The following is a 25,991-nucleotide window of genomic DNA, read 5'->3' as shown; positions in this document are numbered from 1 at the left end:
GAGGGTTAGCCCTCGATCGTGCCCGAGGAGACGTACTCGTGGTTCTCCACGGTGAGGACCTGCAGGAACCCGACCGGGTCGCCGTTCTCGTCGAAGTCGATCGGCCCGGAGACGCCCTGGTAGTCGATGTCGGAGGGGGAGCCGTCCTCCCCGAGCACCTCCATCGCCTCCTCGAAGGTGAACACCTCCTCGCCCTCGGGGCGGGTCACGTCCCGGACGGTCTCCTGAAGGGCCGCGCCGGTGAACTCGTCGGCGGTCGCGATCGACAGCGCCGCCGTGACCACGCAGTCGTAGGCGAACGCCGACCACGAGGTCGGACTGTCGCCGTACTCCGACTCGAACTCGGAGGCGAAGTTCTGGTAGTTCTCCTGATCGACGGCCGCGGAGGGGACGACGACCTTCATGCCGTCGAGGCTCCCCTCGGGCGTGTTGCCGAGCACGTCCGACCCCTGGACGGAGTCGGCGCCGTAGAACTGCGCCTCGTAGCCGTTGGAGTACGCCTCCTGCGCCATCGAGGTGAACTCCGGCTGGTAGGTGATGAACAGCCACGCGTCCGCGCCGGAGTTGGCCATCCCGGACACCGTCGAGGAGTACGACGACTGTCCCTGATCGTGTGGCTCGTCGTAGGCGATGTCGCCGCCCCACTCCTCGCGGAACGTCTCGGCCAGTCCCTGTCCGTAGTCGTTGTTCACCCACGCGAGCGCGACCGAGTCGTAGCCGTCCTCCTCGATGATGCGCGCCAGCGCCGTCGACTGCGTGCTCCCCGTCGGCGACATCCGGAGCAGCCCCGGGAAGTTCGTCAGGTCGGGGCTCGTCGAGTTCTGGCTCAACTGAACCACGTCGGTTCCCTGTATCACCGACTCGTAGATGGCCAGCGAGACGCCCGAGCCGACCGCGCCGATGACGAACGGGACGCCGTCCTGGTTGACGAGCTTCTGTGCCGCCGAGACGCCGGACTGCGACTGGCTCTCGGAGTCCTCGACGGTGATCTCCAGGTCGCGCCCGCCGATGCCGACCTCGTTCACGTCGGCGAGCGCGAGGTCCTTCCCGCGCTGGTTGCGCTGGCCGAACGCCGACAGCGACCCGGTGAGCGAGTCGACCATCCCGATGGTGTACGGTCCAGTCTCCCCGTCGTCGCCGTTCCCGCCGTCGTCGGCGGTCGTCTCCTCGTCGCCGCCCCCGCCGCCCGATTCCTCGGTGGGAGTGTCGGTCGCCGCGTCGTCGGTCGTGCTACAGCCGGCCAGGCCCGCCAGCCCCGCGAGGCCCGCCGCCCCGGACACCTTCAGTACGTCGCGCCGCTTCGGTTGGATGTCATCCGATACCATGACTAACGATGTCTGGCTCCACAACCTTATCCCTATATCCCTCCCCGACCATGGTCGGAACGGTAACCGACGCCGGCGATCGGGCCGAGCCGGTCCGTCGTGGAGGGTTGTATTCGTCCGACTCGCCGCGGATCTTTTGGTCGGGTTTCGATTGATGGGGAGGCCGATCCGACTGGGAGGTATGATTCCGCCTATCGCGAACAACTTCGTCGCCGGGGAGACGCCGGAGGCGGCCCTGTCCCACGTCGAGGACCTGAACGCACGGGGGGTCGGCGCCATCCTGAACCTCCTCGGCGAGCACTACGACGAGCGGACCGCCGCAGACGCTGACGCCGACGCGTACGTCGCGCTGGTCGAGGCGCTCGCCGAGCACGACCTCGACGGCTGCGTCTCGGTGAAGCCCTCGCAGATCGGCCTCGGCGTCTCGGAGACGGTATTCGAGGAGAACCTCGCGCGCATCGTCGACAGCGCGTCGGGGACCGACGCGAGCCGATCGAACGGGCGGAGCCCGAGAGACGCCGACGACTGTTTCGTCTGGATCGACATGGAGGACCACGACACCACCGACGTGACGCTCGACGCCTTCGAGCGCCACGCCGTCGAGACGGGCGGGAACGTCGGCGTCTGCGTGCAGGCGAACCTGAAGCGTACACCCGAGGACCTCGAACGGGTAGCGTCGCTTCCGGGGAAGGTCCGGCTCGTGAAGGGCGCCTACGACGAGCCGGCGGCGATCGCCCACCGGAAGAAGTCGCGGGTCGACGAGGCGTATCGGGACTGTCTGTCGTTCATGTTCCGCGAGTTCGACGACGGCGTCGCGGTCGGGAGCCACGACCCGGCGATGATCGAGCACGCCCGTGAGCTCCACGCCGAACACGGGACGCCCTACGAGGTGCAGATGCTGATGGGCGTCCGCGAGGAGGCGCAGGTCGACCTCGCCGCCGAGGGGGTCGAGGTGAACCAGTACGTCCCGTACGGCAGCAAGTGGTTCCAGTACTTCTCGCGGCGGGTGCGCGAGCGCAAGGAGAACGCGCTGTTCGCGCTGCGGGCGGTCCTCGGGTGATTCAGGGATCGAGCAGCTTCGCTTCGGCCTTCCGGAGGTGTTCGAGCAGCGTCGTCTTCGATCGGTCAACCTGGTCGGCCAGCTCCCGCGTCGAGCAGCCGCGGGGCCACTCGTAGTAGCCGGCCGCGCGGGCCGCCTCGAACACCTCACGCTGGGTCGGCGTGAGCGTGTCCAGGCGCTGTTCGCGCTCCGTGCGGTCGGCCGCGCCGTCGGCGGCCGTGATCGAGACGACGGACACCTCCGCGCCGGCGTCCTCGCGGACGTCGTCGAGGGCCGCCTCGATGTCCGACCGCTCGCCGGTGAAACACAGCTGCCACTCCTCGCGGCCGTCCTCGATGCGGACCGGCGCGCTGTGGACGAACCCGTGGCGCAACAGCGTCGGGCAGACCATGTCGTCCGGGTCGTACTCGAGGAAGAACTCGCGAACGACGTTGCCCGGGGCGTCGCGGGCGCGGCCGAACCGCTCCTGCAGTTCGAGCACCTCGCCCGCGTGGTCCGACGCCCGGATCTCCTCGAGGAGTTCCTCCACCTCCCGATTCGTGTCGCCGAAGGCCGTAAACAGGCCGTTGACCGACTCCGGCGCCGTCTTCGGCGTGTCGTAGATGGCGTGGGCCAACACGCCGCCCCCCGCTCGTTCGGTCGCCTCGATGGCCCAGCAGTTCGGGTGCCAGAGATCGAGCGTGAGCCGAGTTCCGGCGTTCATCGCCTGCCTCATCATAGCGCAGGTACCACGTGGAGAGGTATATGTGAGCGGGTACCAACCCCAACCCGACCATAGTCGGGTGTCCGTCGACCGACCATGGACGGTTCGGGAGTTACCACCGACGGCGGCGGTGTCAGATCCATGCCGGCAGCCTACCAGCACTACATCGACGGCGAGTGGACCGACGGCACGGGCGAGGAGACGTTCACCAGCCGGAACCCCGCCAACGGCGAGGAACTGGGCGAGTTCCGTCGCGGCACCGAGGCCGACGTCGACCGCGCGGTCGCCGCCGCCGACGAGGCCTTCGAGGAGTGGAAGGAACTCTCCCACATCGACCGCGCGGAGTACCTCTGGGACATCTACCACGAGCTCAAGGAGCGCCACGACGAGCTCGGCGAGATCGTCACCAAGGAGTGCGGCAAGGAGATCTCCGAGGGGAAGGCGGACGTGACCGAGGCGTGGCACATGGTCGAGTGGGCCGCCGGCGACGCCCGCCACCCCAAGGGCGACGTCGTGCCTTCTGAAATTCCCAGCAAGGACGCGTACATGCGGCGGAAGCCCCGGGGCGTCGTGGGCTGTATCACGCCGTGGAACTTCCCCGTCGCGATCCCGTTCTGGCACATGGCCGTCGCGCTCGTCGAGGGCAACACGGTCGTGTTCAAGCCCGCCGAGCAGACGCCGTGGTGCGCGCAGATCCTCGCGGAGATGTTCGAGGACTCTGGCGTTCCCGACGGCGTGTTCAACATGGTCCAAGGGTTCGGCGACGCGGGAAACGCCATCGTCGAGGACGACCGCGTCGACACCGTGCTGTTCACGGGCAGCGCGGAAGTCGGCCACAAGATCGCGAGCAAGGTCGGGGGCGAACCCGGCAAGCTCGCGGCCTGCGAGATGGGCGGGAAGAACAACATCGTGATCACCGAGAAGGCGGATCTCGACGTGGCCGTCCACTCGGCGGTCATGTCCAGCTTCAAGACCACCGGCCAGCGCTGCGTGTCGAGCGAGCGCTTGGTCGTTCACGAGGACGTGTACGACGAGTTCAAGGAGCGCTTCGTCGAGAACGCGAAGAACGTCGCGGTGGGGGACCCGCTCGATGAATCGACGTTCATGGGGCCGCTCATCGAGGCCGAACACAAGCAGAAGGTCTCGGAGTACAACCAACTCGCGAAAGACGAGGGCGTGAACGTGCTGGTGGACAGGGAAGAACTGGAGCCTGAGGAGATCCCCGACGGCCACGAGGAGGGCCACTGGGTCGGGCCGTTCGTGTACGAGGCAGACCCCCACGAGGACCTTCGCTGCACTCACGAGGAGGTGTTCGGGCCGCACGTGGCGCTGTTGAAATATTCGGGCGACATCGAGGATGCGGTGGAGATCCACAACGACACGGACTACGGGCTCGCCGGGGCGATCATCTCGGAGAACTACCGCCAGATCAACTACTTCCGCGACAACGCGGACGTGGGCCTCGCGTACGGCAACCTCCCGTGCATCGGCGCGGAGGTCCAGCTCCCGTTCGGGGGCGTGAAGAAGTCGGGCAACGGCTACCCGTCGGCGCGTGAGGTCATCGAGGCGGTGACCGAGCGTACCGCGTGGACGCTCAACAACTCCAAGGAGATCGAGATGGCGCAGGGCCTCTCCGCCGACATCAAGACCAAGGACGACTGAGGGGACCGCCCACTGCGACGCCTCCGCGGGGCTTATTCGCCCGGCCGTCGCACCCCCGCGTATGCCGACCATCGCCGAGAAGCGCGTGTTCACGAAGCGCGACGACGTGGTGCGGGCGCTCGCGGCCTCCTCGATGGGCGTCGTGGGCGTCTCGCTGTCGGGCGACATCGTGGGCGAGTTCGGGTTCGAGCACCGCTGTGACGCCCGGGACGTGGCCGCCCGGGGCGAGGCCGTCGCCGTCGCCACCGACGAGGACGTGCTCGTCGGCGACTTCGAGCCGACGGGACACGGCCCCGCGGTCGCGGTCTCGGTCGCCGGCGACGGCGTGCTCGCGGCGGCGCCCGACGGCACCGTCTCGCTGCTCGCCGGCGACGCCGACGGCGAGCCGGGCGGCGACGCCGACGGGGCGGGAACCGGAGGATCGTGGACCCCGGTCGGCGCCGTCGACGACCCCCGCCGGCTGGACGGTCGGCTGGTCGCCGCCGGCGACGGCGTCCACCGCCTGACCGACGGCGAACTGGAGTACGCCGGCCTCGACGACGCCAGGGACGTGAGCGACCGTGGCGTCCCGCTGGCGGTGACCGGCGATGCCCTGTACACTCTCGGGAACGGCTGGATGCGCGACCTCGACGCCGACGGCGACGACGGCGGCGATCCCGAACCCCACGCGGAGGGCGGCGACCGCGCGTTCCGCTGCGTCGTCGCCGACGCCGACGGCGAACGCGCGGTCGCCGCCACCGACGCGGCGGTGTTCGAGCGAGCGGACGCGACCGCGACCGAGTGGGTCCGCCACGACGAGTCGGGGGTCGTCGACGCCGCGTTCGCGGGCCGGCACCTCCTCGGGGTCACCGAGGGCGGCGAGGCTCGGGTGTACGCCGACGGGGGATGGCGCGGCCGGACGCTCGGCCTGCCCGACGTGCGTGCGGTGGCGGTCCCGGGCGAGTAGAGCCGTCGTCGGACGGTTCGCCCCCGGACGGCTCACCGCCGAACAGGGCGCCGCCGGAGCGCCCTCGAGGCGGTCGTCGCGGGCTGTGACGCCGCCGCACGCGTCGCCCGAGTAGGAACGCGTTTGTATCCGGCGGCGGGAACGACGTGTATGATCGTACCCGGGTCCGCGTCGCAGGCGCTCGCGGCCGCCCTCGCCGAGCACACCGGCCGCCCGCTCGCCACGCCGGAGTACCGCTGGTTCCCGGACGGCGAGGAGTGCGCCGCCGTGCCCGAGTTCGAGGGCGAGGAGGCCGTCGTCGTCGCCGCGACCGACTCCAACGACGCGCTCGTCGAGCTGCTCCAGCTGCAGGACGCCGTCCGCGAGGCCGGCGCCGAGACCGTCACGACCGTCCTGCCGTACATGGGCTACGCCCGCCAGGACCGAGCGTTCGAGGAGGGACAGCCCGTGTCCGCGCGGGCCGTCGCCCGCGCCGTCTCGACCGGAACCGACCGCGTCGTCCTCGTGACGCCCCACGAGGCCGGCGTGGCCGATTACTTCGACGTGCCCGTCGAGGTGCTGGAGGCCGCGTCGCTGCTGGCGGAGCCGCTGCCCGCCGACCTGACCGAACCGCTGTTTCTCGGACCCGACGCCTCCGCCGAAGGGATGGCGGCCGCCGTCCGCGACGCCCACGGCGACGGCGAGACGAGCTTCTTCGAGAAGGAGCGCGACTACGACACCGGGGAGGTGACCGTCACGCCCGGCGACGTCGACGTGGCCGGCCGCGACGTGGTCGTCGTCGACGACATCATCGCCACCGGGTCGACGATGAGCGAGGCCGTCGCCGCCCTGCGCGAGCGCGACTGCGGCGACGTGTACACCGTCTGCGTCCACGGGATGCTCGCTGGCAACGCCCGCACGAAGCTCGCCGCAGCCGGCGTGACGCGCGTCGTCGCGAGCGACACGCTCGAACGTGCCGAGAGCGACGTGTCGGTGGCGCCGCTGGTGGCGGAGGCGCTGTAGTCGCGGACGGGACGAACGAGTCCCTTCCGAACGCACGTCGTCGCCGGGTCCGGAACCCGCGACCCCGATCGATCGCCGGTCGGGGTGCCCGGCCGGGTGTCGATCGGATGCTGTCGCGATAACTTGTGTATCGCATTCGATATTCAACCAATATACTTATTGAACGTGCAGCGAGGCTTGACACGAGGATGAGCAACGAAACACCCGCCGCAGACGAGCAGTTCTGCAGCAGTTGCGGTTCAGTGATCAAGAAGGAAGCGGAGATCTGTCCCGAGTGCGGCGTCCGCCAGTCGTCCCCGTCGAGCGGGGGTTCGAAGGACAAGACCAGCGCGGCACTCCTCGCCATCTTCCTCGGGTGGATCGGGGGGCACCACTTCTACCTCGGCAACACCACCCGAGGGATCATCTATCTCCTGTTCTCGTGGACGGCGATCCCCGCGCTCCTCGGCATCATCGAGGGGATCATCTACCTCACGAAGTCCGAGGACGAGTTCCAGCGCAAGTACGGCAACTGAGGTCGAGGCCCCGATGGTTTCGACGTACACCACACCGGTACGCCCCGAGACCACCGACCGCCGATCGCGATGAGCGAATCGAAGGCGGCCGACGAGGCGTTCTGTCGGTCCTGCGGCGAGACGATCAAGCGGGCGTCGGAGCTGTGCCCCAACTGCGGGGTCCGCAACGACGAGCATAGCCCCGTCGGGGGCGGCCCCACGGGTGGTTCCCACGGCCTCACACAGTACGAGACGTCGGTATCGGACACGTGGTGGTACGGCGTCGCCGCGGGAACGGGGATCTGGCTGCTGCTGGTGATCGCGTCCGCCACGACCAGCGATCTGGGCGCCGCGGGGGGACTCCTCGTCCTGATCGGGTGGGTCGGTCTCCCGCTGTCGGTGTACTTCGACACCCGCTACGTCCGTGCGAGCTCCGAGTGGGATCCGAACGTCGCGGTCTGGGTGGTGCTGACGGCGGTGTGGTTCCTCAACGTGCCGGCCGGCGCGGCCTACCTCTACCGACGCCACCGGGTGCTCGGCGAGCCCTGACTCCGCCATGACGGGCGACGACGATCGGATCCGTCATCCCGATCCCGAGGACCGGTTGGTCCTCGCTCCGGACTGTTCACGCTGTCCGGCGCTGGTCGAGTCGCGTACCCGCATCTCGTGGGGCACCGGTTCCCGGGACGCGAACGTGTTCGTCGTGGGTGAGGCCCCCGGCGCGGGCGACCCCGACGCCGAAACCTGGAAGGGTGGGAACCACACCGGCTGTGCGTACACCTCCCGTCACTCGGGCCGCCGGATCCGCCGCCTCGTTCGAGATCTCGGCTACGGCGACGACTGCTTCTTCACGAACGCGGCGAAGTGCCATCCCGAGAACGACCGCGATCCGACCGAGACCGAGCTGACGAACTGCCGCGGTCACCTCGAAACCGAGTTGGAGGTCGTCGACCCGGCGGTCGTCGTCACGACCGGGAAACACGCGACGGCGACGCTGCTCGCGTTCGAGGGGATCGAGTTGGACGGGTTTCTCGACGCGGTGTGTGAGCCGATCGACTGTCCGACGCTCGGCGTGACCTGTCTGCCGATCCTCCACCCGAGCTATCAGGAGGTGTGGCTGTCGCGGCTGGACTTGAGCGACGCGGAGTACCGGGAGCGGATCTCGGAACGGTTGCCGTGAACGGGAGGCGACAGCTCCTCCCGCCGCCCGCAGTTTCAAGCGATCGGACGACAGAGGGGTCACGTACATGAGCGACGACTGCATCTTCTGCTCGATCGTCGCGGGCGACATCCCCGCCCGCGTGGTCGCCGAGACCGACGACGCGCTCGCGTTCCTCGACGCGAACCCGATGGCTCGAGGCCACACCCTCGTGATCCCCAAGGGTCACCACCGGCGCCTCGCGGACCTCTCACGGGAGGAGTCGCGCGCCGTCTTCGACCTCGTGCACGAGCTCGCCCCCGCGATCGAGGACGCGGTCGACGCCGACGCTCACACGATCGGCGTCAACGACGGCCCGGACGCCGGTCAGGAGGTCCCCCACGCGCACGTACACGTCATCCCGCGGTTCGAGGGCGACGGCGGGGGCCCGATCCACGTCGCCGCCGGCGAGCGGCCGGACGTGGGGGACGACGAGCTGGACGAGATCGCCGACGCGATCGCCGAGTAGTCCGGCTTGTTCCACGTTCGAACACACGCAACTATTTATCGGATGCGGGCACAGCAGCCGCATGGCCAGCATCCGATCGCTCGCGCTCGTCGGCGCCGTCGGCGGCGCCGGCACGACCCGAACGGCCGTCGAGTGCGCCGCCGCGCTCGCCCGTGACGGCCGCGAGGTCGCCGTTCTCGACGCCGCCTACGCCACCCAGGGGCTCGGCGAGTTCGTCCGGGGGCGCATCGATCCCGATCTGACCGGGCTGTGTCTCGATCCCGAGCGTTCGCTCGACGAGGGACTGTACGACCTCGATGCGTCGGTCGAGGGCCGGATCGCGCTCGCGCCGGCGAGCGCCCCCTTCGAACGCCTCGCACGCGCGAGCGACGACGCCGCGGCGCAGGCGCTCGCCGACAGAGTGGCGGAGGCCGTCGCTCGCTTCGATCACGTGCTCGTCGACGTCCCGCCGATCGCCGCCAACCCGTCGATCGCCGCGGTCCACGCCGTCGACCGGGTCGCGATCGTCGCACCCGACACCGAACACGGCGCCGACGGCCGACGACGACAGCGGGACGTGCTCCGCGACGTCGACGCGCCCGACGGCGACCCCGCGGTCATTGCGGTCGCCGTCCCCGGCTCCGGGGACCGAACTGACGGGAGCGGGGACGACGGAAACGGGAGCGGCGGGACCGACGCGGACGCGACGGTTCCGCGCGGTCCCGTCGAGTTCGCCGCCGCGCCGGCGTGCCTCGGGACGGACGCGTTCGCCGCCGGCGTCGTGGCCGCGACGGAGACGCTGTTCGAGACGGAGCTGGACGTCGAGTTCGGGGAAACGGGCGTGATCGGTCGTCTCAGTGCCGGCGTCGACCGCGTCCGCGGAGGGAGGTGACGAACGGGTCGATCGCGATCCGTAGCAACGACGACTGACGACGGCGGAAACCGGAGTCACCGCGGGTCCGCGGCATCGGTCGGTGCGTTCCGTCTCGAGCGACACGCCGACCGGAGTCAGCGTAGGTCCGAGACGGAACTCATCGTCTCCCCGAGCGCGTCCCGTTTCTCCACGCTCGCGTTCCCGCCGTCGGCGAGCGCGCCGCGGGCGACGTCGCTCAGCTCCGGGACAGGGTCGTGTGACTCGACGTAGCTCGCGAGCGCGAACGCCGCCTCGTCGCCGCCGGTCAGCTCGAGCGCGTCCGCGCGCGAGACGTCGCCGGAGAGCCAGTCGCGAACCACGCGACGGGCCGTCGGCGCGAGCGGGGAGACGCCCTGTACGCCGCATCGGTGGAGCACCTTCGCGGCGGTCATCGCGGCGACGCCTGCCTCGCGAGCGCTCTCACCCACGCTCTCCCCGCGAGCGTGGTGATCGAGCACGACCGCCGTCGCCTCGGGGGAACACGGCAACGCGTCGACGTGGGGCGCGAGCAGGGACGCGAGGTCGCCGTCGGTGTCGTCCACCGAGGCGACCCCGCGTTCCTCCTGCCGGGCGGTCACCTCGATACCGGCGGCGATGTCGGAGAGCGTCATAGCCACTCTCGGTCGGCATCCGATATAAATTCACTCTTCATCTATCTACAACAACCGAGTGTAGGATCGCAACGTACCGGTTATCGGTACGTTCGAGCGCGCTCGACCGGTCCGAGGGGGCCGGAGCCCCCCACACATAAGTATGGCTTCGGGACCGACGTTCGAGTATGGCAACGAGCACGACGGCGTGTCCCGAATGCGAGGGCCGAGTGTACGCGGACGGCGACGAGGCGGTGTGTAGCGAGTGCGGGCTCGTCGTCTCGGAGGACCGGATCGACCACGGCCCCGAGTGGCGAAGCTTCGCGGACGACGACCACGATCCCAGACGGACGGGGGCGCCGCTGACCCGCTCGCGCCACGACCGCGGACTCTCGACCGAGATCGGCCACACGCGCGTGAAAGGTCGCAAGCGTCGCCAGTGGGCGCGGATGCGCAGACAGCACACGCGGGCACAGATCTCCTCGAAGCGGGACCGCAACAAGGTGTACGGCTTCACCGAGATCCGACGGATCGTCTCGTGTGCCGGGCTTCCCGATTCGCTGCGCGATCGGGCGTGTTCGCTGTTCACCTCGGCGCAGGACGCCGACCTGCTCCGGGGGCGGTCGCTGGAGGGGTTCGCCGCGGCGGCGGTGTACGTCGCCTGCCGGGTCGCCGGCGTCTCGCGCACCCGCGGCGAACTCGTCGCCGACGCCAAGGCCGACGCCGACGAGCTTCGCGCCGCCTTCGACGCGATGAACCGCGAACTCGGCCTCCCCGTCGGTCCGATCGACCCGGTCGAGTACCTGCCCCGGTTCGCGACGGAGCTGGGACTCGACACCGAGGTCGAGCGCGCCGCCCGCGAGTATCTGGACCGCGCCCGCGACGAGGGACTCACGAACGGGCGCAACCCGTGCGGCGTCGCCGCGGCGTGTCTGTACGCCGCCGCACGCGACGCCGGCGCCGACTGCACGCAGGCGGCCGCGGCCGAGGTCGCCGACGTGACCCCCGTCACGCTCCGCTCCTCGTACGTCGAGCTTCGCGGGGAGTGACCGGTCGAAGCCTCTGCGGGTGAACGGGTCGTCCTTCTCGCCTAGGCGACCGCACAGCGACGGACGGCCGCGGCGAGTTCCTCGATCGCTCGAGCCGCGGCCGACTCCGGGGCCGCCGTTCCGATCGGTTCCTCCGCGGCGATCGACCGCCCGATCCGTTCGTCCGCCGGAATCCCCGTCGTCGGCGCGCCGAGCGCGCGTTCGACCGCCTCGACGGGCGGGTCGTCGACGACGCGGTTGAGCGCGACGGCCGCGAGCCCGCAGTCGAGCTCCCGGGCCAGTTCGCGGGCCGCGAGCGCGTCCGCCAGCGCCCACCGCGTCGCCGACGCGACGAGGAGACACGCGTCGGCGACGGCAAGCGGCGCGCCCGCGTCGACGCGGAGCCCGGCGGGCGAGTCGACGACGACGTGCTCGTACCCGTCGACCGCGACCGTCTCCCGGAGCCGGCGCACGTCGGCCAGTCGGGCACCCGCGAGAGTTCGACCGCACGGGAGCACGTCCACGGGCCCCGGCCGAACTGCTTCCGCGGGGGTCGCCCGGCCGGCGAGCACGTCGTGGAGGTCTGGCCCGCGCTCGCGCCCGCCCGGCAGGTCCGCCATCGCGAGGTACGCGTCGACGACGAGCGCGTCGAGCGCGCCCGCGACGTTGTACGCCAGCGTCGACTTGCCGACGCCGCCCTTCCCGCCCGCGACCGCGACGATCACGCGAGGCGCTCCAGCGCGTCCGTCGGCACGTCGACGGCCTCCGCCCGCGCGGCGAGCGACTCGGCTCGGTCCGCGATCCGCGCCAATGCCCGCGCGTCGAGTGCGACCAGTTCCTCCAGCCCGACCGGAGCGACTCCTCCCTTGAGCTCCGCCGTCGCCTCCGAAACCGACCCGCTCTCGAGCGTCTCCGCCCGCGAGATCCGACCGTCGACCTCCTCGAGGTAGCGCGCCACACCCGGCGGAGGCGTCGCGGGCGCGGAACGCGACTCGCGTGGTGTCGGCGTGTCGGGAGTCGACCCGTCGGGGCTCGACCCGTCCGGGCCGGACTCGCCCGCCGTCGACGCCTCGGCCTCGGCCCCGCCGGGATCCGGCTGGCCACCCGCCGGACCGACCGCGTCCGGCGGGGGCCTGTGATCCGCCAACCCGGCGAGCGCATCGCTCAGCGGGTCCGCCTCGCCGGTCGACGGGTCCGAAACGTCGACGAGTTCGACCGGCTCCTCCGTCCGACAGGCGTTGGGAGGGTTCGGACCGTCCGAAGCGTCCGGGGCGTCCCGTGGGGGCTTCTCGTCCTCCGAAGTGGCGCCGTCGCCGTCGACTCGGCAGGCGTAGCCGAGCACGAGTTCGCCGTGCGCGTCGACGACGCCGGCGTAGCCGTCGCTCGACCACCCCGGCTCGGGCACGCCGTGTCGCCGCGGCGGGAACACCGAGCCGGGGAGGCGGTTCTCGACAACGACACGGCGGGCGACCGGCTCCGAGTTCCGGACGCGGACGGAGACGAGCGCGACGCCCCCCTCGGTCCTCACGCCGGAGTCCAGCGAGATCGGCATGCCCGGAGTGGTTCCGTCATCGGCGATAAACGTCCGTCCGGTCGGGTCGACGGTCTGAGCTCGGTCGGTCGCCTAGTTGCCGTGTACAGCGTACGGATCCGGCGACAGGTCAGTCGGGAGCGACGAACACGACCGGCGAGCCGAGCCACTCGTGGACCTTCTCTGGAGACGGGAATCGGTCGACGGCGACGACGACGGGGTCGGCCCGATCGGCGATTCGCACCGCAGCCGCGTGCGCGACCACGGCGTCGCCATCGAAGTCATCCGGACCGTCGCCCGGTCGAGCGGTGAGAGACCCGTCGGAGGCGGTGCCGTGGGCGTCGGAGTCGCCGACACCGGAGTCGCGGGTGGCCGAGTCGCCGCCGAGGATGCACGCGGCGTTCGAGCGGAACGTCGCGACCGCGTCCACGAAGGCCGGATACACCTCGCGAGCGAGGTCGCGACGGATCTCTCGGCGGCGGTTCGTGAGCGCGTCGCGGAGGTGGAGGCGACGCTCACGTGCGTCGCGAGCCGCCCGCGACCGCTCGACGGCGTCGGCGAGCGCCTGTTCGGCCGCGACGCGCTCGGTCTCGGCCTCGGTCAGCGCGCGCGTCGCCGCCTCGAACTCCGCCCGCAGCGCGTCGACCGTCGTCTCCGCGGCGTCCGAGTCTGCCTCGGTGTCGGCGCTCGTCCGTTCACGCGCCTGCGTGAGCCGCCCGCGGAGTGTCGCCGCCTGCTCGCGCAGCCGCTCCACGTCGGCGCCGGCCGTCGCCGCGCGACGGCGCGCTGCCGCCAGCGCGTCGCTCGCGTCCCCCGCGTCGTCGACGTCCGCGTCGACGGCCTCGAGCTCGGTCCGGAGCCGACGGCGTTCATCGTCCAGTGGGTGCTCCCGACCGCGCTCGCGAGCCGCGGCGGCGAGCGCACGCCACAGCGACGGCGGTCGATCCGTGAGCGTCGCCAACGGGTCGTCCGGGTCGAGGTCGAGCACGGCACACGCACCCTCGACGGTTCCCGCCTCGGCGGCACGTCGAAGCGTGGCCGCCTCCGCCGGGGCGGACCGAGGCACGGGTCGCTCGGTCACAGTTCGGCGTCGCGCATCGCCGCCGGGTCGGGGTGGTCGTCGCCGGCGGCGAACTTCGCGTACGGCGTGCTCGGCGTCTCGCGGTCCTCGTAGGCGACGGCGGCCTCGCGCACCGCCGGCCGGACGGCCGCGAACTCGTTGAACGGCTCGGTGCGCTCGACCTGCACGTCGGAGCCGTGCTTCGCCCGGAGGCGACACGCGAGGAAGGCGCCCAGTTCCGTCTCGGCGAACAGCGCCGCCCGACCGAGCCGCCGGACGACGGTGTCGTCGTGGCTGCGACAGACGTTGCGGAGCGTCGTTCGCGCCCCGCGGGAGTACGTCACGACGAGTAGCATACGTTCGCGGATTCAGTTACTAATATAAAACGTTCCGAGCCGCGTATCGAAGTCGATACCGCCGTCGCCTACAGCGATTCGACCGTCACGTCGGCTGGAGTTTCCCCGTCACCGCTGTCGGCGAGCCGGACGGCTCGCTCGCGCGCCTCGGCTGGCGTTCCGGCGACGACGACGCGCCCCTCGCCGGGACCGTCGACGACGCGGTACGCGCGGCGGTCCTCCACCTCGAACTCGGTCGCGTAGGTGCGCAGCACCGTCGCGACGCGACGCTCGGTGTCGGCGAGGTCGGCCTCGCCGTCCTCGAACGCACGGATGGCGTCCTCCACGTTCCGGAGGGCGGAGATGCGGTCCATCCGCGGTCACGTCGTCCGGACGTAGCCCGGCTTCGGCTCGTAGATCTCGCCTTTCGTCCGGAACTTCTCGATCTGTTTCTCCGCCTTGTCCGCGTCCATTCCGGCCTCCTCGGCGCGTTCGAGGATCGTGTCCACCGGCGCGCCGGGCTCGTCGTCGTACTCCTGGGCGATCGTCTCGATCAGCTCCTTGACGCTCTTGATCCGGTCGCGCTGGCTCTTGCTGGTCCCGGTCTCGACCACGTCGGCGTCGAACTGGCCCGTCTCCGGGTCGACGCCGATGTCCTGCAGACACGAGCGGACGATCTCGATGATGCGCGTGGCGTCCTCCTCCTCGACGGTGTCCGAGAGGCGAACGCGGGCGCTCGCCTCCGAGAGCCGCACGAGCGCCTCCAGCTTCCGGGCGGTGACGGGGACGGGCGCGTCCTCGTCGGCGCCCTTCGCCCGGAGGTCCACGTAGAACTCGCGGATCGCCGCCCGCGCCTCGTCGGTCATCGTCGGGTAGCAGTTGCGCTTGGCGTACGCGATGTACTTCCGGAGGAGTTCGGCGTCGATGACGGGCGCGACCTCCTCGGTCACCTCGTCGACCTGCTCCTGCGTGAAGTTCGAGGTCGCCATCTCCGTGCGCTGGGTGTTCAACTCGCCGGCGTAGTTCGTCGTCAGGATGTGGTCGGCCAGCTTGGCGTCGTGCTCGGGGTCGGGGCTGTCGGTGACGGTGAAGATGAGGTCGAACCGGGAGATGAGCGCCGGTTCGAGGTCGATCTGCTCGCCGATCGGCTCGTACTGGTCGAAGCGGCCGTACTTGGGGTTGGCCGCGCCCAGCAGCGAACAGCGGCTCTTGAGCGTCGCGTTGATGCCGGCCTTGGAGACGCTGATCTGCTGTTGCTCCAGCGCCTCGTGCATGGCCGATCGGTCCTCCGGGCGCATCTTGTCGAGCTCGTCGACCGCCGCGATCCCCTTGTCCGCGAGAACGAGCGCCCCCGCCTCCAGCGTCCACTGCTGGCCGTCGCCGAAGTCGTCGCGGACCGCCGCCGCGGTGAGGCCGGCGGAACTGGACCCCTTCCCGGAGGTGTAGACGGAACGCGGGGCAATATTTCGAATGTATGATAACATCTGGCTCTTCCCCGTACCCGGGTCCCCTATCAGAAGCATATGTAAGTCGCCACGAATGCGCGACCCGTCCGGAAGGTGCTTCGTCACCCCCGAGAACAGTTGGAGGATCATCGAGAGCTTCTCCTGCTCGTAGCCGTAGATGGAGGGCGCGACCGAGGCGACCATCTCGTCGTAGATGTTCTCGTGCGTCGAGAGCTCGAGGATCTCCTGTTTGTCCTCGTCGGTGATGTCCATGTCCTCGAACTCCTCGTCCTCGATGACGACGGAGACGCCCTCCATGTACGGGTCGAACACCGTCGTCTTCTCCTGCCCGCTCGTCACCTGCTCCATCTCCAACCGGCCGACGACGGTGACGTGGTCGCCGGGCGTCACCTTTCCGCAGATGTCGTCCTCTAGGTTCACGTCGATGCTCTGGGGCGTCTCCCCGCCGCGCAGACCCTCCGGCGACTCCTGTACCCGGAGCTGCTGGGAGTCGATGAACTTCGACTCGTTGTTGTTGACGCGGAACGGCCCCTGCCGCTCGCAGCCCTGGCACTCGTGGGGTTCCTGAAACCCGGAGTCGTTCTGCGGGATGTACGTCATCGTCCCGCAGCGCTGGCACTCGAAGGCGGCCTCGACGATCTTCGGGCGCACGTCCGTCGCCTTACGGACGATCCCCATCACCGCGACCATCGAGCCGATGTGGTCGTCGCTGACGCGGATGCCGCGGATGTCGAGGGTGTTCTCGCGGGGGAGGTGACGGAGGCGGACGTGCGCCTGCCCCAGCGAGATGTCGACCGGGAGGTCGTACGTCCGAAGCGCCTCCTCGGCGACCTCCTGCATCTCCCCCGGACGGTTGAGGTACCGCTCGGCGAGGTCCGGGTCGTACGTGTACAGGTCGTCGTACTCGACGTACAGCGAGCGCTGCTCCTTCGGGTAGTTCTGGGCGAGACGCGCGACCTCGTCGGCGTAGTAGGTCCGATAGAAACTGAGGAAGGCGTCGACGTCCTGGCTCTCGGAGACCTGACTCATTGCACTGAGGTAGCCACCTCATCGGGTAAGAACTGTCGCCTCTCGGTGGAAGTGGACCCGGCGTAGAACTACTCGGGGATATCAGGGGGCCAGCGAGCGTCGAACTCGTAGTCTTCGGCCCAGTTGATCATACTGTTCCACCGATCGGGAGTCTCGACTCTGAGCGAGAGTGCGGTGTCGTACTCATCGCGACGAACTAGAAAGAGCGAGTCGGGCGAGTCGAGGTGGACCACGATGAGATCGATCGTATCCGGACCCGGGAGCTGGCACTTCGGGTCGAACCGTATGCGCCCTTCGGTGACTGTCCCTCGCTCGACAGCGGTACGATATCGCTTACCGTCGTTCGTTTCGAGCAGTAAGTCGTACTGTTCTTCGTTAATTGGGACGTGAACGGTGATCTCGCGGTCCACCAGTTCTCGGGCCACGTTTGGCTCCGACCTCTGCGTGTCGACCGCTTCTGTGGGCGGCCAGTTTGCGTCGAATTCGTACTCCCGTGCCCAGTTCATATTCGCGTGTCGTTGGCTCGGCTCGGCAGTCCGGAGAAACATGTTAGAACCGACCTCGGATTCGGGTACGAGATACAACGATGTCGACTCGTGGCAGTATACGAGAAAGTAATCGACGTCGTCTTCATAGAGTTTGTATACGTTCCCGCTGCTGTTCGTGTGTTGGGAAGCACCTCGAAACCGTATTCCCTCCCGCTCGTACGAACCCGTCTTGATCTGTACGGTCAGGAGTCGATCCTTCGCCTCCAAGATAGCATCGTACCGTTCGTTGTCGCCGACAGGTTTCGAAACCGCGATCCCGCGCCGTTTTAATTCGGCCACCACGACCGCTTCGGTGTAGTCTCCCTTCCGGTGACTCGGCATCTCCTCCAGTGGACCCATACATTCGGTTCTGAGGGAGCCGAATTGAACGGTCGGTACGGAGTGAAAGTGGATGGGACCGCCCGGATTCGAACCGGGGACACTGGCACCCAAGGCCAGGAGTATACCGCTAACCCACGGTCCCGTGCTACCACCTCTGTGGCGGACGCGAATAAACCGTTCCGTTCGCTCCGCCCCCGCGACCGGCTCACAACCCCAGTCCGAACACGATCGGGATCCCGAGCGTCGTCACGACCGCGAAGATCGCCTGCAGCGGCGCCCCGACCCGCAGGTAGTCGGTGAACCGGTAGCCGCCCGGCCCGTACACGAACAGGTTCGTCTGGTAGCCGACGGGAGTCATGAACGCCGTCGACGCCGCGAACGTGACGGCCATCGCGAACGCGAGGGGGTTCGCGCCGAGCGTCGCGGCCACCTGCAGGGCGACGGGGATCATGAGCACGACGCTCGCGTTGTTCGAGATGACGTTCGTGAGCAGCGCCGTCACGACGTAGAACGCCCCGAGCAACGCCAGCGGGGAGAGCACGTCCGCGCTCGCGACGATGGCGTCCGCGATCAGCCCCGCGGCGCCGGAGGTCTGCATCGCGATCCCCAGCGGGATGACGCCCGCGAGCAGGAAGATCACGTCCCACTCGACGGCCTCGTACACCTCCCCGGGCTTCAGACAGCCCGTGACGACCATCGCGAGCGCCCCCGCGAGCGCGGAGACGACGATGGGAACGAGGTCGACGGCCGCGAGGGCGATCGCGAGCGCGACGATCCCCACGGCGAGGAGCGTCTTCGACTGGCGGTAGTCGTGGCGCTCGATCTCCCGCGCGAGGATGAAGTTCCGGTTCGTGTCGAGCCGGTCGATCGACGCCTCGCTCGCCTGCACGAGCAGGGTGTCGCCCACCCGCAGCGGGACGTGGTCCATGCGCTGGCGGAACAGTTCCCCGCCGCGCCGCAGCGCCAGCACCGTCGCGTCGTAGCGCTGGCGGAAGCTCGCGGAGGCGAGCGACTCGCCGATCAGCGACGATCCGGGTGCGACGACGACCTCCACGAGGTTGTGTGCCTCCTCGGCGGTCTCCAGCTCCGCCTCGTCGACGACTTCGGGGATGAGGTCGAGCCCCTCGACGTCGAGCAGTTCGACGAGCGTCGTCCGGTCCGTTCGGACGGCGAACACGTCGCCCGCGCGGATCTCCTTCTGTCCGAGCGGTTCGAGGAACGTCCGGTTGTCGCGGACGAGTTGGACCAGATCCACGTCGAACTCGGTCTCCGAGAACGCCGTCTCGACGCGCTGGCCGACCAACGGGGAGTCCTCGCGGACGACGACCTCCGTCAGGTACTCCGCCATCTGGAACTCCTCGGTGAGATCCGCACGCGGCGCGATCCGGGCCGGCGTGAGCCACCGTCCGATCGTGAGCAGGTACAGCGAGCCGACGACCAACAGCACCGCGCCCAGCGGGAGGAACTCGAACATCCGGAACGGTCTGGCCACGTCTGCGGGCGCGAGCGTCGCGTACAGGTCCGACGCGAGGATGTTCGTCGAGGTGCCGATGAGCGTGAGCGTCCCGCCGAACATCGACGCGTAGCTCAGCGGAAGCAACAGCTTCGAGGGTGAGGTCCGCCCCCGCTCCGCCAGGTCGATCACCATCGGGAGCAGGATGGCGACCGCGGCGGTGTTGTTGATCAGCCCGGAGATCGGACCGACCACGCCGATCGTCGCGCCCAGTTGCTTCCGCTCGTCGCCCTTCGTGAGTCGAGCGATGAACGACCCGAGCCGCTGGACGATGCCGGTCATGCGGATCCCCTCCGAGAGGACGAACATCGCGAGTACCGTCAGCGTCGCCGGGTTCGCGAACCCCGACAACCCCTCCTCGACCGACACCAGCGCGAACGACTCCGCGAGCACCCCGACGCCGGCGAGCGCGGTCGTGACCGGGCCGGAGAGCAACAGCGCCACGAGGATCCCGAGCGCGGTGATGTCCACGGGCACCGGCTCGGTGACGAACAGCACGAGCGCCGCGAGAACCACCGCGAAGACGAACAGGATCTCGGGCGCGAGCACGCCGGATGTGATGCCGTGTGCCGGCAAAAAGGGTACGGGAACGGAACGAGACTGGACGCCGAGGTGACAGGCGCCGTCCGCGTGGGCGATCCGCGTTCCTGCGGGTCGTCAGTCGAGTTCGCACGGGTCGACAATCGGACGCGGGGTTATCCGGAGCGGAGACCAACGCTAGGGGATGGCAGACGACAAACAGGGACGCGATAAACAGGCCCACGACGCCGAAACGCGCCGTCGAAAGCGAGCCCTCGCGACGGATCTCGAGCGGTACAACGAGGAGGAGCCGCCGGTCCACGAGGACGCCCTCGCCGCGATCGAACGGGATCTCGAGTCGGTGGAGTTCCCCGCGACCGGCGCCCAAGTCGTCGATGTGGTCGGTGAGCGGGAGATCCCGACTGACGCCGAGACGTTCACCGCCGAGGCGCTGCTCCCCGACACGGACGTGGAGTTGTTCGACGGCCCCGCGGCCGTCCGCGCCCGAGTGCAGCGACCGACGGTCGCCGCGGCGATGAAGCGGGTCGTCGAGGCGGCCGGGACGCTCCAGGGCGTGGACTTCACCGGATCGCAGCGCGACGCCTACGAACGGGCGTTTCACGAACTCGTGGAGATCGACCCGGTCGACGAGAACGAGGGGATCCCGGTCGTCGCCGACTGGATCGTCGAGCAGATCGGCGAGAAGGACAAGCTTCCCGGGTCGCGGTCGGTCCGTCGACGGGCGGCCAAGTTCTGTCGGGCGAACGGCTACGAGGTCCGGAACGACGAGTGGCTCGGCGTCTGACGGGGCGCCGCGTTCCGTGTGATCGAACGGGGAGCCGGTTCGCCCGCGTGTCCGTATCCGCGGCCGAGGTCAGTCGCGATCGAGGTACTCGTCGAGTCGTTCCTCGACGAGCTCCGTGACCCGCTGGGCGTACGTCCACAGCGCCGCGTTGATCCGCTCCTCGGTCTCGTCGTCGAGGTCGTCGATCCCGCGGAGGACCGAGTCGCTCGTCACCTGCGGGTGATACACGCAGACGACCCCGAGCGCGTCGGTCGACCGCCCGCCGTCGGCCGAGTGGATGCCGTACTGGTCGGTTCCCCAGACGCCGTCGTCGCCGTGCCGTTCCAGTTGGGAGTCGATCGTATCGAGCAGTCGGAGCTCCTCCTCGGGGAGGATCGGATCGTCGCCCTCGAACAGCTCGGTGTACGCCTCGACGCGGGCGCGGTCCACCCAGCCGTCGAGCTGGGATCGGACCTCGTGAACGAGCTGTCGGCGGGAGTTCGAGTCGGCCATACCCGGACGACGGCTGCGACGGCAATCAACCTTGGTACAGTCTTCGGTCCGACCGGAACGTGATGGGACGGGTCCGCTCCGACGATCGAACGACCGAGTCGCTGTGTGGCTTGCGCCCGACTACAGTTCCTCGTCGGCCAGCTCCATGTCCGCGACGATCTCGTAGGGGTGGTGGTCCTTCCGGATCCCGTCGAGGATCCGGAACGCGTCGTCCGGGGCGAGGAAGTGCTCGGTGACCGCCCGGCCCAGCGGGGTCGGCGACAGCCCGTCGATGAACTCCCACTCCAGCAGCTTGCCGATCGCGTGGGTCGTGGGGACCTCGCCGATCATCCGGTCGTTCAACCGCTTGGCCTGCTTCCCCGCGACGACGACGTTCGCGAGGGTCTCCTCGGCGGCGGAGGCGGTGTCGTACACCGTCGTCACGTCCTCCATCTCCCCCTTCAGCAGCTTGAACGCGGTCTCGTCCTCGGTGCCCTCCATCGAGGAGTGGTAGCTGGCGTCCGGCTCGACGAGCACGTACACCTTCCCCTGATCGTGGTAGTCGGGCCGGCCCGCGCGGCCGAGCATCTGCTCGAACTCCTGCACGGACAGCCACTCGATCCCCATCGCGAGCGTGTCGAAGATCACCTGCGAGGCGGGGAAGTCGACGCCGGCGGCCAGCGCGGCGGTGGTGACGACCGCCGCCAGCTCCTGATCGCCGAACTTCCGCTCGACGGTCTTGCGGCGCTTGTAGTCGAGGCCCGCGTGGTACGGCGCGGAGTCGTACTCCAGCTTCCGGGAGATCTCGTGGCAGCGCCGGCGGGAGTTGGTGAAGACGATCGTCTGCCCGCGGTACCCCTTCGAGGACTTCGTGTCGAACTCGCGTTTGACGAGCTTCTTCTCGATCTCGACCTTCTCGCGCTCGTCGGCGAAGGTGACGTGACGCTCGATGGGGACCGGACGCTCCTCGAACTCGATGAGGGTCGCACCCAGCCGCTCGGCCAGGAACTCGGGGTTGCCGACGGTCGCCGAGAGGTACACCCACTGTGCCGAGGAGTTCCGGTTCTCGGAGTAGTGCTTGAGCCGCGAGATCATCCCGTCGAGGCGGTGACCGCGGCCCGCCTCCTTCAGGGTGTGGACCTCGTCGATGACGACGGTGCCGATGTCGCCCATGTCCTTGCCCGTGCGCAGCGCGTGGTCGATCCCCTCGTAGGTGCCGACGATCACGTCCGCGTTCGGATCGAAGCGGTTGCCGTCGTCGTTGATCCGGGAGGCGCCCACCCGGATGGTCACGTCGAGCACGTCGCCGTACCGTTCCTCGAAGTCCTCGTGCTTCTGGTTTGCGAGCGCGACCAGCGGGACGAGGAACAGCAGCTTCCCCTTCCCGTTGAGCGCGTTGTTCACGCCCGCGAGCTCCCCGACGAGCGTCTTCCCGGTCGCCGTCGCGCTCACCACGAGCTGGTCGTCGCCCTCGAACAGGCCGTTCTCGGCCGAGAGGCTCTGCACGGGCAGCAGCTCCTCGAACCGCCCCTCGACGCGCTCCTGGAGCGCGGGGTGGAGGTTCAGCGAGTCCGTGCGGACGGGGTCGATCTCGTCGGTCGTCGCCGAGATGGTGTCGAACTTCGTGAGGTCGGGGTCGAGGTTCCCCTGCAGGAGGTTCGTGATGCGCTCCAGGTCCTGCACCTCGAACAGGAGGTCCTCGAGACGGTCCTGCGCGTTGCCGGTGAACTGCCCCTTGTAGGAGAGCTCGCGCTCGAGCTCGCGCTTCGCGCAGTCCTGACAGATCCAGTCGCGGTCGGCCTTCACCGCGGTGTCGGAGGTGACCGGGGAGTAGCGTCCGGCGTTCGCGCAGTAGCGGCAGGTGCGCACCTGCTTGGCGTCGAGTTGGTAGGCGTCGAGCATCTCGACGAGTCGGTCGCGGGCGCCCGCCCCCGTCTGCTCGGAGATGCGGATCCGGCGCGCGTTGCGCGCCAGCTCGACGAACTGGTCGGGCTGGCGCGGCTCCTCGCCGCCCTTCTGTTTCACCCGGAAGCGTCGCGGGCGCGGGCCGGCGTCGGCCTCCTTGAGTTCGAGGACGCCCTGGAGGACGCGCGAGCCGTCGCGCTCGACGACGACGGTGAACTCGTCGGCGTCGTCGCGCGCGTGGAGGAACAGGGTCTCGACCTGTGGGAGTTGCTCGGACACGGTGATCGCTTGGTCCGTGCTAGGCGGATGCGGTATTTCAGGGATTCGGCTTCCGTGTGTGCGGGAGTCCAGCCTGAACCGTCGGGGCTGTCGCCGAGCGACCGTCGTCTCGGCGAAGGATCCGGCGGACGCGGAACCGGCCTACTCCTCGTCGAGCACGCGGATCGTGTCGTCGCCGTGGGGGACCACACAGATGAACGCCCCCGGCTCGTCGCCGTCGTTGCGGTACCAGTGCGGGACGCCCGCGGGGATGAGCAGCGCGTCGCCCTCGGCCACCGTGTACTCCTCCCCGTCGAGCCCCACGGTGTACTCGCCCGCGAGCACGTACTGCTCGTGTTCGACCTCGTTGGTGTGGTTCGGGACGTGCGCGCCGGGCGCGAGCTCGAAGCGGCGCATCGCGAAGTGGGGCGCACCGTCCGAGTCGTCGAGGAGCACGCCCTTCGACATCCCCTCGCCGGCGTCGACCTCGCTCGGTTCGAGGTCGGCGCCGCGCTTCACCACGGGGGTCGTCGTCGGTTCGTCCGCCGTCGCGTCGGTCTCGCTCATACCTCCGCTTTCGCGCGACGGGGCATAAACGTCGGCGGGCGGGTTTATACCCGACGAGGGACAACCCCGGGGTATGCGAGGAATCCGTATCGGGCGGGTCGCCGGGATCCCGATACAGTTGAACTGGACGTTTCTGCTGATCCTCCCGCTGTTCGCGTATCTCATCGGGAGCCAGGTCGGGGAGTTCGCCGGGATCGTCGGCGACACGTTCGGCGTCGCCATCCCCGCGGCCGCGATCACCGGCGGGAGTCTCCCGTGGGTGCTCGGTACCGCCGCGGCCGTCGGACTGTTCGTTTCCGTCCTGTTTCACGAGTTCGGCCACTCGCTGACCGCGATGCACTACGGCTACGAGATCGAGTCGATCACGCTGTGGCTGTTCGGCGGCGTGGCCTCCTTCGAGGAGATGCCCGAGGACTGGAAACAGGAGTTCACCGTCGCGATCATGGGTCCGGTCGTCTCCGTCGCGCTCGGCGTCGTCGCCTACGCCGTGCTCGTGGCCGTCAGCCTCCCACCGTCGGTCGCGTTCGTCGTCGGCTATCTCGCGCTGATGAACCTCGTGCTCGCGGCGTTCAACATGCTGCCCGGCTTCCCGATGGACGGGGGACGGGTGCTCCGTGCGCTGCTGGCTCGGAACCGCCCCCACGCTCGCGCCACCCAGATCGCCGCCGAGGTCGGGAAGGTGTTCGCGTTCCTGTTGGGCCTGGTCGGCCTGTTCGGGGGCAACTGGCTCACCGTTGGCCTCGCCTTCTTCATCTACATCGCCGCCTCCAGCGAGGCACAGCAGACCACGATGCGCGCCGCCTTCGAGGGCGTCATCGTCGACGACATCATGACGGGGCGCGAGCAACTGAGTGTCGTCCACCCCGGGGACAGCGTCGCGAAGCTGATGGAGCGGATGTTCCGCGAGCGCCACACGGGCTACCCCGTCGTAAAGAGCGGCTCCCTCGTGGGGATGGTGACGCTGGCGGACGCACAGGGCGTCCGCGAGGTCGAGCGCGACGCCTACACGGTGCAGGACGTGATGGAGGCGGACATCCCCAGCGTTACCGCCGGCGCGGACGCGGTGACGGCGCTGGAGACGATGCAGCGGCGCGGCGTCGGCCGCCTCGTCGTCGTCGACGCCGACGGCGAGTTGGTGGGTCTCATCTCGAGGACCGACCTGATGACGGCGTTCAACGTGATCCAGCAGGGCGGCCGGGAGTCGCTCGGCATCGGCGCCGGGACCGGCCCGCTGCCGGACGTGGGCGGCCGCGGTCTGTGACGACCCGGAGCGGCGCCGAATCCGACCGCGACACCCGCCGGTCATGGGTCGTCGCCCCTCTCACTCGCCGTCGAGGAGCGGCAGCACGAACCCCTCGACGAACGCGGCCCCGTCGTCACCGCCGTCGCCGGCGACGCCCCGACCCCGCTCCCACACCCGTACGACCCGGCCGTCGGCCCGCCGGACGCGATAGGTGAACTCGAACGGGTCGTCGGCCGACAGCGACGCCTCCATCGCGTCGTGCGTCCACTGTCGGTCGGCCGGGTGAACCACGTCGTCGGTGTAGACGACGTCCCCGCGCTCGAACGCCCCGGGATCGTAGCCGAGCAACACGGTCGCCCCCGGACCGACGACCTCGGCGGGCCATCCGGGCGCCCGCCGACATCGGTAGAACATCGCGTCCGGGCGTGCGGGCGCCGACGGACCGTCGACGGTCGGGGACCCGATCCCGACGTCGGCGGCGACGCACAGCCGGTACAGCCCGCGCGCGAGCGACTCGAGCGCGTCGGCGCCGCCCTTCGCGTACGCCGGCGGCGCGTCGGGCCGTTCTGCGGCCCACGGACGCCCCGTGAACAGGACGAACGGGAGCGACGGGAACGACTCGCGGACCCGCTCGTAGAGGTCCAGTCCCGACAGTCCGGGCATCTCCAGGTCGCTGAGGAGGCAGTCGTACGACCCTCCCTCGAGCGCCGCCAGCGCCGCCTCCGCGCTCGAAACCCGGGTGACGGAGCCAACCCACGCCTCCCGCTCGAGGACGAGCGCGACGACCTCCGCCAGCGCGTCGTCGTCCTCGGCGTGGAGGACACGAAGGGGTTCCGTCGCTCGATGGGAGTCCATCGGCGGTGCCACGGAGGGGAACCACCAAAGAATACCGGTTCGACGAACCGTCGGTACGACCGCCGAGCGTCGCGGCTCGGCCGGTCGCGCCCGTTCAGTCGGAGAGGTCCAGGTGCGAGAATTGAACCCGCGTCTCAGCCTCCACAAGGCTGAAGGATAGTCCACTACCCCAACCCGGACACGCACCCGTAGGTTG

The 25,991-nt window shown here is 69.4% G+C and carries 27 protein-coding genes and 2 tRNA genes; 12 read left to right on the top strand and 17 right to left on the bottom strand.

What is annotated here, in order from left to right; translation table 11 throughout:
• Positions 1-5: 5 nt before the first annotated feature.
• Positions 6-1,325: an ABC transporter substrate-binding protein gene (locus GRX01_RS10475; RefSeq protein ID WP_159666815.1), complete on the bottom strand. Its 1,320-nt coding sequence runs from the start codon at positions 1,323-1,325 to the stop codon at positions 6-8.
• A gap of 181 nt (positions 1,326-1,506) precedes the next feature.
• On the opposite strand from GRX01_RS10475, the gene GRX01_RS10470 reads away from it, so the two are divergent.
• Entirely contained in the window at positions 1,507-2,385 is an 879-nt protein-coding gene (locus GRX01_RS10470) for a proline dehydrogenase family protein (RefSeq protein WP_159666812.1), read from the top strand.
• A gap of 1 nt (position 2,386) precedes the next feature.
• Here the strand turns inward: GRX01_RS10470 and GRX01_RS10465 are convergent, their stop codons facing one another.
• Complete coding sequence (locus tag GRX01_RS10465) at positions 2,387-3,100, bottom strand: helix-turn-helix domain-containing protein (RefSeq protein WP_394351379.1); 714 nt, start codon at positions 3,098-3,100, stop codon at positions 2,387-2,389.
• A 129-nt stretch (positions 3,101-3,229) separates the two neighbouring features.
• On the opposite strand from GRX01_RS10465, the gene GRX01_RS10460 reads away from it, so the two are divergent.
• From GRX01_RS10460 to GRX01_RS10425, 8 genes are all read left to right on the top strand, one after another.
• Positions 3,230-4,750, top strand: coding sequence for an aldehyde dehydrogenase family protein (locus GRX01_RS10460; protein WP_159666809.1), 1,521 nt, complete (start codon positions 3,230-3,232; stop codon positions 4,748-4,750).
• Positions 4,751-4,811: 61 nt separating this feature from the next.
• Positions 4,812-5,696: an HVO_0234 family beta-propeller protein gene (locus GRX01_RS10455; RefSeq protein ID WP_159666806.1), complete on the top strand. Its 885-nt coding sequence runs from the start codon at positions 4,812-4,814 to the stop codon at positions 5,694-5,696.
• Positions 5,697-5,846: 150 nt separating this feature from the next.
• Positions 5,847-6,698: a ribose-phosphate diphosphokinase gene (gene prs / locus GRX01_RS10450; RefSeq protein WP_159666803.1), complete on the top strand. Its 852-nt coding sequence runs from the start codon at positions 5,847-5,849 to the stop codon at positions 6,696-6,698.
• Positions 6,699-6,886: 188 nt separating this feature from the next.
• A complete protein-coding gene (locus tag GRX01_RS10445) occupies positions 6,887-7,213 on the top strand; it encodes a TM2 domain-containing protein (RefSeq protein WP_159666800.1) in 327 nt (108 codons plus the stop codon).
• Between the two features lie 69 nt (positions 7,214-7,282).
• Positions 7,283-7,741, top strand: coding sequence for a hypothetical protein (locus GRX01_RS10440; RefSeq protein WP_159666797.1), 459 nt, complete (start codon positions 7,283-7,285; stop codon positions 7,739-7,741).
• A gap of 7 nt (positions 7,742-7,748) precedes the next feature.
• Positions 7,749-8,372 carry a uracil-DNA glycosylase gene (locus tag GRX01_RS10435; RefSeq protein WP_159666794.1) on the top strand — a complete coding sequence of 208 codons (624 nt, stop codon included), beginning with the start codon at positions 7,749-7,751 and terminating at the stop codon, positions 8,370-8,372.
• A 67-nt stretch (positions 8,373-8,439) separates the two neighbouring features.
• Complete coding sequence (locus GRX01_RS10430) at positions 8,440-8,859, top strand: HIT family protein (RefSeq protein ID WP_159666791.1); 420 nt, start codon at positions 8,440-8,442, stop codon at positions 8,857-8,859.
• A gap of 61 nt (positions 8,860-8,920) precedes the next feature.
• The gene (locus GRX01_RS10425) at positions 8,921-9,730 is read left to right on the top strand and encodes a ParA family protein (protein ID WP_159666788.1); all 810 of its coding nucleotides are present in this window, start codon (positions 8,921-8,923) and stop codon (positions 9,728-9,730) included.
• 116 nt (positions 9,731-9,846) lie between these two features.
• Here the strand turns inward: GRX01_RS10425 and GRX01_RS10420 are convergent, their stop codons facing one another.
• Entirely contained in the window at positions 9,847-10,362 is a 516-nt protein-coding gene (locus GRX01_RS10420; protein WP_159666785.1) for a DUF7858 family protein, read from the bottom strand.
• 167 nt (positions 10,363-10,529) lie between these two features.
• Between GRX01_RS10420 and GRX01_RS10415 the strand changes: the two genes are divergently transcribed.
• Positions 10,530-11,390, top strand: coding sequence for a transcription initiation factor IIB (locus GRX01_RS10415; RefSeq protein ID WP_159666782.1), 861 nt, complete (start codon positions 10,530-10,532; stop codon positions 11,388-11,390).
• 41 nt (positions 11,391-11,431) lie between these two features.
• On the opposite strand, the gene GRX01_RS10410 is transcribed toward GRX01_RS10415, so the two are convergent.
• From GRX01_RS10410 to GRX01_RS10370, 9 genes are all read right to left on the bottom strand, one after another.
• Positions 11,432-12,094, bottom strand: a complete 663-nt coding sequence (locus tag GRX01_RS10410) for a MinD/ParA family ATP-binding protein (protein ID WP_321168022.1) — start codon at positions 12,092-12,094, stop codon at positions 11,432-11,434.
• Entirely contained in the window at positions 12,091-12,921 is an 831-nt protein-coding gene (locus GRX01_RS10405) for a DUF7857 domain-containing protein (RefSeq protein WP_159666779.1), read from the bottom strand. The genes GRX01_RS10410 and GRX01_RS10405 overlap by 4 nt, the downstream gene beginning before the upstream one ends.
• A gap of 109 nt (positions 12,922-13,030) precedes the next feature.
• The gene (locus tag GRX01_RS10400) at positions 13,031-13,966 is read right to left on the bottom strand and encodes a DUF7856 family protein (RefSeq protein ID WP_159666776.1); all 936 of its coding nucleotides are present in this window, start codon (positions 13,964-13,966) and stop codon (positions 13,031-13,033) included.
• 11 nt (positions 13,967-13,977) lie between these two features.
• Positions 13,978-14,316 (bottom strand): DUF7855 family protein, encoded by a 339-nt coding sequence (locus tag GRX01_RS10395; RefSeq protein ID WP_159666773.1) that lies wholly within the window; start codon positions 14,314-14,316, stop codon positions 13,978-13,980.
• Positions 14,317-14,384: 68 nt separating this feature from the next.
• A complete protein-coding gene (locus tag GRX01_RS10390) occupies positions 14,385-14,669 on the bottom strand; it encodes a DUF7854 family protein (RefSeq protein ID WP_159666770.1) in 285 nt (94 codons plus the stop codon).
• Positions 14,670-14,675: 6 nt separating this feature from the next.
• A complete protein-coding gene (locus tag GRX01_RS10385) occupies positions 14,676-16,790 on the bottom strand; it encodes a minichromosome maintenance protein MCM (protein ID WP_159666767.1) in 2,115 nt (704 codons plus the stop codon).
• 68 nt (positions 16,791-16,858) lie between these two features.
• Positions 16,859-17,677, bottom strand: coding sequence for a group I intron-associated PD-(D/E)XK endonuclease (locus GRX01_RS10380; protein ID WP_159666764.1), 819 nt, complete (start codon positions 17,675-17,677; stop codon positions 16,859-16,861).
• A gap of 53 nt (positions 17,678-17,730) precedes the next feature.
• Positions 17,731-17,801 (bottom strand) — tRNA-Pro (locus tag GRX01_RS10375).
• 63 nt (positions 17,802-17,864) lie between these two features.
• Positions 17,865-19,721 (bottom strand): SLC13 family permease, encoded by a 1,857-nt coding sequence (locus tag GRX01_RS10370; RefSeq protein WP_321168021.1) that lies wholly within the window; start codon positions 19,719-19,721, stop codon positions 17,865-17,867.
• Between the two features lie 175 nt (positions 19,722-19,896).
• On the opposite strand from GRX01_RS10370, the gene GRX01_RS10365 reads away from it, so the two are divergent.
• The gene (locus GRX01_RS10365; protein ID WP_159666761.1) at positions 19,897-20,496 is read left to right on the top strand and encodes a DUF5789 family protein; all 600 of its coding nucleotides are present in this window, start codon (positions 19,897-19,899) and stop codon (positions 20,494-20,496) included.
• Positions 20,497-20,565: 69 nt separating this feature from the next.
• Here GRX01_RS10365 and GRX01_RS10360 read toward each other — a convergent pair whose 3' ends face one another.
• From GRX01_RS10360 to GRX01_RS10350, 3 genes are all read right to left on the bottom strand, one after another.
• Entirely contained in the window at positions 20,566-20,988 is a 423-nt protein-coding gene (locus GRX01_RS10360) for a DUF7539 family protein (protein WP_159666758.1), read from the bottom strand.
• A 120-nt stretch (positions 20,989-21,108) separates the two neighbouring features.
• Positions 21,109-23,151, bottom strand: a complete 2,043-nt coding sequence (locus GRX01_RS10355; protein ID WP_321168020.1) for a DEAD/DEAH box helicase — start codon at positions 23,149-23,151, stop codon at positions 21,109-21,111.
• Positions 23,152-23,292: 141 nt separating this feature from the next.
• A complete protein-coding gene (locus GRX01_RS10350; RefSeq protein WP_159666755.1) occupies positions 23,293-23,697 on the bottom strand; it encodes a cupin domain-containing protein in 405 nt (134 codons plus the stop codon).
• A 73-nt stretch (positions 23,698-23,770) separates the two neighbouring features.
• Between GRX01_RS10350 and GRX01_RS10345 the strand changes: the two genes are divergently transcribed.
• On the top strand, positions 23,771-24,958 hold the full coding sequence (locus GRX01_RS10345; RefSeq protein ID WP_159666752.1) for a site-2 protease family protein: 1,188 nt from the start codon (positions 23,771-23,773) through the stop codon (positions 24,956-24,958).
• A gap of 60 nt (positions 24,959-25,018) precedes the next feature.
• Here GRX01_RS10345 and GRX01_RS10340 read toward each other — a convergent pair whose 3' ends face one another.
• Complete coding sequence (locus tag GRX01_RS10340) at positions 25,019-25,795, bottom strand: response regulator (RefSeq protein WP_159666749.1); 777 nt, start codon at positions 25,793-25,795, stop codon at positions 25,019-25,021.
• A gap of 106 nt (positions 25,796-25,901) precedes the next feature.
• Positions 25,902-25,974, bottom strand: a tRNA-His gene (locus GRX01_RS10335).
• Positions 25,975-25,991 lie beyond the last annotated feature (17 nt).

The organism is Halobaculum saliterrae, from assembly GCF_009831625.1.
GTDB lineage: Archaea > Halobacteriota > Halobacteria > Halobacteriales > Haloferacaceae > Halobaculum > Halobaculum saliterrae.
This window is presented reverse-complemented; position numbering and strand designations above follow the sequence as displayed.

What these genes read in the sequence shown, in the direction of transcription:
- GRX01_RS10475 (WP_159666815.1), bottom strand. Translation starts at nt 1,325, where the DNA reads ATGGTATCGGATGACATCCAACCGAAGCGGCGCGACGTACTGAAGGTG.
- GRX01_RS10470 (WP_159666812.1), top strand. Translation starts at nt 1,507, where the DNA reads ATGATTCCGCCTATCGCGAACAACTTCGTCGCCGGGGAGACGCCGGAG.
- GRX01_RS10465 (WP_394351379.1), bottom strand. Translation starts at nt 3,100, where the DNA reads ATGAGGCAGGCGATGAACGCCGGAACTCGGCTCACGCTCGATCTCTGG.
- GRX01_RS10460 (WP_159666809.1), top strand. Translation starts at nt 3,230, where the DNA reads ATGCCGGCAGCCTACCAGCACTACATCGACGGCGAGTGGACCGACGGC.
- GRX01_RS10455 (WP_159666806.1), top strand. Translation starts at nt 4,812, where the DNA reads ATGCCGACCATCGCCGAGAAGCGCGTGTTCACGAAGCGCGACGACGTG.
- prs (WP_159666803.1), top strand. Translation starts at nt 5,847, where the DNA reads ATGATCGTACCCGGGTCCGCGTCGCAGGCGCTCGCGGCCGCCCTCGCC.
- GRX01_RS10445 (WP_159666800.1), top strand. Translation starts at nt 6,887, where the DNA reads ATGAGCAACGAAACACCCGCCGCAGACGAGCAGTTCTGCAGCAGTTGC.
- GRX01_RS10440 (WP_159666797.1), top strand. Translation starts at nt 7,283, where the DNA reads ATGAGCGAATCGAAGGCGGCCGACGAGGCGTTCTGTCGGTCCTGCGGC.
- GRX01_RS10435 (WP_159666794.1), top strand. Translation starts at nt 7,749, where the DNA reads ATGACGGGCGACGACGATCGGATCCGTCATCCCGATCCCGAGGACCGG.
- GRX01_RS10430 (WP_159666791.1), top strand. Translation starts at nt 8,440, where the DNA reads ATGAGCGACGACTGCATCTTCTGCTCGATCGTCGCGGGCGACATCCCC.
- GRX01_RS10425 (WP_159666788.1), top strand. Translation starts at nt 8,921, where the DNA reads ATGGCCAGCATCCGATCGCTCGCGCTCGTCGGCGCCGTCGGCGGCGCC.
- GRX01_RS10420 (WP_159666785.1), bottom strand. Translation starts at nt 10,362, where the DNA reads ATGACGCTCTCCGACATCGCCGCCGGTATCGAGGTGACCGCCCGGCAG.
- GRX01_RS10415 (WP_159666782.1), top strand. Translation starts at nt 10,530, where the DNA reads ATGGCAACGAGCACGACGGCGTGTCCCGAATGCGAGGGCCGAGTGTAC.
- GRX01_RS10405 (WP_159666779.1), bottom strand. Translation starts at nt 12,921, where the DNA reads ATGCCGATCTCGCTGGACTCCGGCGTGAGGACCGAGGGGGGCGTCGCG.
- GRX01_RS10395 (WP_159666773.1), bottom strand. Translation starts at nt 14,316, where the DNA reads ATGCTACTCGTCGTGACGTACTCCCGCGGGGCGCGAACGACGCTCCGC.
- GRX01_RS10390 (WP_159666770.1), bottom strand. Translation starts at nt 14,669, where the DNA reads ATGGACCGCATCTCCGCCCTCCGGAACGTGGAGGACGCCATCCGTGCG.
- GRX01_RS10385 (WP_159666767.1), bottom strand. Translation starts at nt 16,790, where the DNA reads ATGAGTCAGGTCTCCGAGAGCCAGGACGTCGACGCCTTCCTCAGTTTC.
- GRX01_RS10380 (WP_159666764.1), bottom strand. Translation starts at nt 17,677, where the DNA reads ATGGGTCCACTGGAGGAGATGCCGAGTCACCGGAAGGGAGACTACACC.
- GRX01_RS10365 (WP_159666761.1), top strand. Translation starts at nt 19,897, where the DNA reads ATGGCAGACGACAAACAGGGACGCGATAAACAGGCCCACGACGCCGAA.
- GRX01_RS10360 (WP_159666758.1), bottom strand. Translation starts at nt 20,988, where the DNA reads ATGGCCGACTCGAACTCCCGCCGACAGCTCGTTCACGAGGTCCGATCC.
- GRX01_RS10350 (WP_159666755.1), bottom strand. Translation starts at nt 23,697, where the DNA reads ATGAGCGAGACCGACGCGACGGCGGACGAACCGACGACGACCCCCGTG.
- GRX01_RS10345 (WP_159666752.1), top strand. Translation starts at nt 23,771, where the DNA reads ATGCGAGGAATCCGTATCGGGCGGGTCGCCGGGATCCCGATACAGTTG.
- GRX01_RS10340 (WP_159666749.1), bottom strand. Translation starts at nt 25,795, where the DNA reads ATGGACTCCCATCGAGCGACGGAACCCCTTCGTGTCCTCCACGCCGAG.